We start from the raw sequence: 6,460 nt of genomic DNA on the forward strand, positions 1-6,460 counted from the left end.
CGGGCCGCTCGCCGGCCGGTCGGTGGTGCTGCTGTTCGAGAAGCCCTCCACCCGGACCAGGCTGTCCTTCGACGTCGCCGTGGCCGAGCTCGGCGGGCATCCGGTGGTGGTGGACGCGGCGACCACCCAGCTCGGCCGGGGCGAGTCCATCGAGGACACGGCCGCCGTCTTCAGCCGGTACGTCGACATGATCGTCATACGGACGTTCGCGCAGGAGCGGTTGGAACGGCTGGCCGCGGCCGCGTCGGTGCCGGTGGTCAACGCGCTGTCCGACCACGCCCACCCGTGCCAGGCACTCGCCGACCTGCAGACGATCCGGGAGAAGAAAGGTGCCCTGGCCGGGCTGACCCTGGCCTATCTCGGGGACGGGAACAACGTCGCGCACTCGCTGGTCCTTGCCGGCGCGCTGGCCGGGATGCGGGTGCGGGTCGCCTCCCCGCCCGGGTACGAGCCGTTCGAGCAGGTGGTCCGGCAGGCCAACGAGATCGCGACCACCACCGGTGGGGAGATTGTGGTGACCCACGACCCGCTGCTGGCCGCCGCCGGCGCGGACGTGCTCTACACCGATGTCTGGGCGTCGATGGGCCAGGACGATCAGGACGAGAGCCGGTCGCTGGTCTTCCAGCGGTACCAGCTGGACGAGAAGGCGGTCGAGGCGGCCGACGACGATGTGATCGTCATGCACTGCCTACCGGCGCACCGCGATCTGGAGATCGCCGGCTCCGTGATCGACGGCCCCCGTTCGGTCGTCTTCGACCAGGCCGAGAACCGGCTGCACGCGCAGAAGGCGCTCCTGTCGTTCCTGCTGGATCCGTCCCTGCTGGACGAGTGTGACCGGGCCGCCGGCCGGCCGGGTGACACGGCGGCGCACCCGCTCCCCGCCGCGCTGACCGGGCAGGCCACGCCATGACGGGCCGCCGGGGTCACGCCACCGCGACCACCACGCAGGCGGCCGGAGCCACCGCGACCGCTCGGGCGGGCAGAGCCACCGCAACCACCCAGGTGGCCAAAGCCGCCACGGCCGCGCAGGTGGCCGGGACGCAGGGACACGAGAGCGCCGTGGCCGCGCAGCCGCCCGCGACGGTGCGGCACGCGGCCGCGCCGCTGACCAAGCACGCCCGCCAGGTCAGGCTCGCGGCCCTGATCGCCCGGCAGCCGGTGCGCTCGCAGACGGAGCTGGCTCGGCTGCTGGCGGCCGAAGGCGTCCAGGTCACGCAGGCGACGCTGTCACGCGACCTGGAGGATCTCGGCGCGACCAAGGTGCGCAGCCCGCAGGGCGGGCTCGTCTACGCCGTCGACGTCAACCTGGCGCCGGCCGAGTCGGTGCGGCTGCCGCTGGGCCGGCTCTGCGAGGAGTTGCTGGTCTCGGCCGAGGCCAACGGCGACCTGCTGGTCCTGCGGACCCCGCCGGGCGCCGCGCAGCTGTTCGCCTCGGCCCTGGACCGCGCGTCGCTGCCGGAGGTCATGGGCACCATCGCCGGGGACGACACGGTGCTGGTGGTGTGCCGGTCGGCCCGGGTGGCCGCCGGTAGCCCGCCCACCGCCGGTGACGGTCCGACCGGGCCCGAGCTGGCCGCCCGGTTGCTCGGCCTGGCCGAGGGCCGCGCCCGCGACTCCTTCGTCGGCCTGGTCGACCCCGGCTCCGCCCCAGGCGGCTAGCCGACCGGTTGGCCCGACAGGTTCAGCCACGACGGCCAGCCACTCTTCAGCTCAGCCGCCTGACCGGCGGGAGCGTCGGTCAGACGGCTTGGATGCGTTCCACAATCGATCAATGACCCGTGATCGAGCTTCGTCGAAGCATGAAAGTGAGGGACGGACGGTCGTCGCGGTAGCCGTTTCCGTACCCGCTTTCTCGACCGAAGCGCTTTCCCGGCCAGAACAGGACGGGGACCACCCACCGATGCTCCAGGTACGGGCCCGGAAAAAGGTACGGGCCCGGAAAACACGGGCCCTGGCGACAGCCGTTGCCGGGGCCGGGCACAACGCCTGACGGGCGCACCAACGCCTGACAGGCATACCAACGCCTGACGGGCACAACGGCACGACAGCCCAGGGGCACACCCCGGGGCCACAGCCCGGGAACGCGGAAACGCAGAGAGGAAAGGTTGATCAGCGGTGACTGACCGCGTGGTACTGGCATATTCGGGTGGTCTGGACACGTCCGTGGCCATCGGGTGGATCGGCGCGGAGACCGGTGCCGAGGTCGTGGCCCTGGCCGTCGACGTCGGTCAGGGTGGCGAGGATCTCGAGGTGATCCGGCAGCGTGCCCTGACCTGCGGGGCGGTGGAGTCGGTCGTGGTCGACGCGCGGGAGGAGTTCGCCCGCTCGTTCGTCGCCCCCGCCATCCGGGCGAACGCCCTGTACATGGACCGCTATCCGTTGATCTCGTCGCTGTCGCGGCCGGTGATCGTCCGTCACCTGGTGGAGGCGGCGCACACCTTCGGCGCCGGGGCCATCGCCCACGGCTGTACCGGCAAGGGCAACGACCAGGTGCGTTTCGAGGTCGGCGTGATGGCGCTGGCACCGGAGCTGAAGGTGCTGGCGCCGGTACGCGACTCGGGGATGACCCGGGACAAGGCGATCGCCTTCGCCGACGAACGCGGCCTGCCCATCGACGTGACGGCACGTTCCCCCTACTCCATCGACCAGAACCTGTGGGGACGCACCGCCGAGTGCGGCGTGCTCGAGGATCCGTGGGCGCAGCCGCCGGAGGACGTCTTCGTCTACACCGCCGACCCGACGCTCGCGCGGGACCCGGACGAGGTGACGATCGGTTTCGTCGACGGTCTCCCGGTCTCCCTCGACGGCCGCGCCCTGCCGCTGCCGGAGCTGGTCGCGGAGCTGAACACCCGCGCGGGCGCGCAGGGCGTCGGGCGGATCGACCTGATCGAGGACCGGCTGGTGGGGATCAAGAGCCGGGAGATATACGAGTGCCCGGCGGCGATCACCCTGCTGACCGCCCACCGTGACCTGGAGGACCTCACCCTCGAGCGTGACCTCGCCCGGTTCAAGCGCGGGGTGGACCAGCGCTGGGCCGAGCTGGTCTACGACGGTCTGTGGTACTCGCCGTTGCGGGCCGCGCTGGACGCGTTCGTCGACGACGCCAGCGTCCGGGTCAGCGGCGACGTGCGGATCCGGCTCGCCGGCGGGGTCGCCCAGGTGGTGGGACGGCGCAGCGAGGCGAGCCTGTATGACCACGCGCTGGCGACCTACGACGCCGGCGACCAGTTCGACCAGCGCGACGCCCGCGGCTTCATCGACCTGTGGGGTCTGCCGAGCAAGGTGTGGGCCGCCCGGGAACAGCGGCTGGCGCGGTGAGCGTGTCGGCATCCCAGCCACCGACGGCCTCCGAGCCGGCCGTGCCCCAGCCGGCGATGTCTCAGCCGGCCGTGTCCCAGCCGGCGGCAGCCGAGCCGGCCGTGTCCCAGCCAGGGCCCGAGCCGGCGGGGCCCGTCTCGCCGGCGTCCTCGTCACCGACAAGCTCGTCACCGACAAGGTTGTGGGGTGGGCGTTTCGCCGGCGGCCCGGCGCAGGCACTGGCCCGGCTGTCGGTCAGCGTCCAGTTCGACTGGCGGCTGGCCCCCTACGACCTGCGGGCCTCCGGCGCCCACGCCCGGGTGCTGCACCGCGCCGGCCTGCTCGACGACGGCGAGCTCACCGCCGTCCTGGCCGCGCTCGACGACCTGTCGGAGGCGGTGCGTACCGGGAGCTTCCGCCCCACCGTGGACGACGAGGACGTGCACACCGCGCTGGAGCGGGGGCTGCTCGAACGCCTCGGCGCACTGGGGGGCAAGCTGCGGGCCGGGCGCAGCCGCAACGACCAGGTCGCCACCGACCTGCGGATGTACCTGCGGGATCACGCCCGCCAGGTGGCCGCCCGCCTGATCGAGCTCCAGCAGGCCATCGTCGACCAGGCGGCGGCGCACGTGGACACCCCCGCCCCCGGGATGACCCACCTCCAGCACGCCCAGCCGATCTCGTTCGCCCACCAGCTGCTGGCGCACGTCCACGCGTTCGCCCGGGACGTCGACCGGCTGCGGGACTGGGACCGCCGGGCCGCCGTGTCCAGCCTCGGGGCGGGGGCGCTGGCCGGTTCCTCGCTGCCGCTGGATCCGCACGGCGTCGCCGTCGAGCTGGGTTTCGACTCGGCGTTCGAGAACTCCATCGACGCCGTTTCCGACCGTGACTTCGCCGTGGAGTTCCTGTTCGCGGCCGCGCTGATCGGCGTGCACCTGTCCCGGCTCGGCGAGGAGATCGTCCTGTGGACCAGCCGCGAGTTCGGCTGGGTCGAGCTGGACGACGCCTTCGCCACCGGCAGCTCGCTCATGCCGCAGAAGAAGAACCCGGACGTCGCCGAGCTCGCCCGGGGCAAGTCCGGCCGTCTGATCGGAGCGCTCACCGGGCTGCTCACCGCGCTCAAGGGGCTTCCGCTGGCCTACGACCGTGACCTGCAGGAGGACAAGGAGCCGGTGTTCGACGCGGTCGACACCCTCCTGCTGGTGCTGCCGGCGACCGCCGGGACGGTGGCCACGATGCGGGTGCGCCGCCAGCGCCTCGCCGAGGCCGCTCCGGACGGGTTCGCGCTGGCCACGGACGTGGCCGAACACCTCGTCCGCGGCGGGGTGCCCTTCCGGGAGGCACACGAGGCGGTCGGGCAGCTCGTGGCCTGGTGCGTGGCGCACGACGTCGGCCTGGAGGAGGTCGGCGCCGAGCAGCTGGCGGCCATCAACCCCCGGCTGACCCCGGGCGTGCGCTCGGTGCTGTCCGTCCAGGGAGCGTTGGAGGCCCGCTCGGCTCCGGGCGGGACGGCGCCGGCCCGGGTGCGCGAGCAGTTGGCCGCGGTCATCGAACGCCTGCACCGGGACCGCGAGTGGGCGGGGAGCATCTGAGCGTCGCGGACCGGCGGTTCTACGCGCGGCCGCCGCTGGATGTCGCCCGCGACCTGCTGGGTGCCCGGCTGTGCCGAGGCGGGGTCGTCGTCCGGCTGACCGAGGTCGAGGCCTACGGCGGTCGGGACGATCCCGCCTCGCACGCGTTCCGCGGCCCGACCCCGCGGTGCGCGGTGATGTTCGGGCCACCCGGGCATCTGTACGTCTACTTCGTGTACGGGATGCACTGGTGCGTGAACATCGTGTGCGGGCCGGCCGGTGCGGCGGCCGCTGTTCTGCTGCGCGCGGGTGAGGTGGTCGAGGGGGCGGCGGATGCCGTGCGCGGCCGTGCGCACCTGCGCCGGGCGGAACTGGCCCGGGGCCCGGGACGGCTCGCCCGGGCGCTGGCCGTCGACGGTTCCCTCAACGGCGCCGACCTCGTCCTCGGCGTCCCCGGCGCCCCTGATCCCCTCGGCGTTTCCTCTGGTGTCCCCGGACCCACCGGTATCCCCGGTGTTCCTGAGGCCACCGGCCCTGGTGGCGGGGCGGGTGCTGCAGGTGGGCGTGCCACGCCGTTCGGGCTGCCTGGTCCGTCCGTGCCGTCCGTGCCGTCCGTGGGCGGAGGTGTGCTCACGGGAGGTGCGCTCGTGGTCCGCGTCGGCCGCCGGATCGACGAGACCCGGGTCGCCCGCGGGCCCCGGATCGGGATCAGGGCCGCCCGGGACCGGCCATGGCGGTTGTGGATCGCCGGGGATGCGTCGGTCAGCGGCCCGCGGCGCGACCAGCGGAGGCTGCCTGTGTCCGTGTCCTCGCCGCCTCTGCCGGCGCCGTCCTCGCCATCAGCGCTGCCTCCACCGTCAGCATCGCCGTCGGTATCGCTGTCGGTATCGCCGTCACCGTCTGCCGGGACGGCAGCACCGGCGGGAGCGGAACGGGATTCGTCCCTGACGCGGGACCGTTCCTGATGAGAGCCCGCGGCCACGCCCTTGCCCCGAAGTCCCTTGTCTCGAAGCGGTGTCTCCAGGGCACCGTGTCGCGGGGCGTCGCGTCAGGAAGCTCCTGGCCACAGCTCTGCCGGGCGGAGTGGTGGGAGGCCCGCGGCGTCAGCGGCCGAGATCATGGCTGCCACGGCCCGTCGCCGTCGTCCCTCGTGGTTTCCGTCGAGCCGGAGCGGCGGCTACGGATCGTCTCCGGTCTGGGACGGTGGTCGTCCTCGTGGCCGTGTGGCCGACCTGTGCGGTGGCAGCCAGCGATACTCGCATATCAGAAGGGCACGTCAAGGTGACATCCGGATGCTGTGATGTACATCACAGATCAAAAAGCCTCTGGCGTTTGACGATCCCGTTGGCCATCCGTAATGTTCTCTCTTGCCGGCGGAAAGCCGGGAGACACCGAAGGCCGAGTTCATCGCCCAGGTGGCCCCCATCCCCGGCCCGAGCTTCCCACAGGGAGTTCGGCCGCCCCCGAGGCGAATCCCGGATAATTCGGAGACGTTTGACTCGGCGGGGCTACGTCAGTAAGTTGCAACAGTTGCTCCGAGCGGGTCGCCGAAAGGTGCCTCTCGGGTCTGCGCTTGCTCCTTGAGAACTCAA

At 72.6% G+C, this 6,460-nt stretch carries 5 protein-coding genes; all 5 read left to right on the top strand.

The window, feature by feature from the left end; genetic code table 11:
• Positions 1–910, top strand: a 910-nt coding sequence (gene argF, locus FrCorBMG51_RS19455; protein ID WP_235433735.1) for an ornithine carbamoyltransferase, incomplete at its 5' end; no start/stop codon positions are given.
• Entirely contained in the window at positions 907–1,659 is a 753-nt protein-coding gene (gene argR, locus FrCorBMG51_RS19460; protein WP_083731126.1) for an arginine repressor, read from the top strand. The genes argF and argR, both read left to right, overlap by 4 nt.
• 456 nt (positions 1,660–2,115) lie before the next feature.
• Positions 2,116–3,318 carry an argininosuccinate synthase gene (locus tag FrCorBMG51_RS19465; RefSeq protein WP_047224477.1) on the top strand — a complete coding sequence of 401 codons (1,203 nt, stop codon included), beginning with the start codon at positions 2,116–2,118 and terminating at the stop codon, positions 3,316–3,318.
• 56 nt (positions 3,319–3,374) lie between these two features.
• Positions 3,375–4,889, top strand: coding sequence for an argininosuccinate lyase (argH, locus tag FrCorBMG51_RS19470; RefSeq protein WP_235433737.1), 1,515 nt, complete (start codon positions 3,375–3,377; stop codon positions 4,887–4,889).
• Positions 4,871–5,833 carry a DNA-3-methyladenine glycosylase gene (locus FrCorBMG51_RS25610; protein WP_086055579.1) on the top strand — a complete coding sequence of 321 codons (963 nt, stop codon included), beginning with the start codon at positions 4,871–4,873 and terminating at the stop codon, positions 5,831–5,833. Before argH ends, FrCorBMG51_RS25610 begins: the two co-directional genes overlap by 19 nt.
• Positions 5,834–6,460: the final 627 nt, after the last annotated feature.

Source organism: Protofrankia coriariae (genome assembly GCF_001017755.1).
GTDB lineage: Bacteria > Actinomycetota > Actinomycetes > Frankiales > Frankiaceae > Protofrankia > Protofrankia coriariae.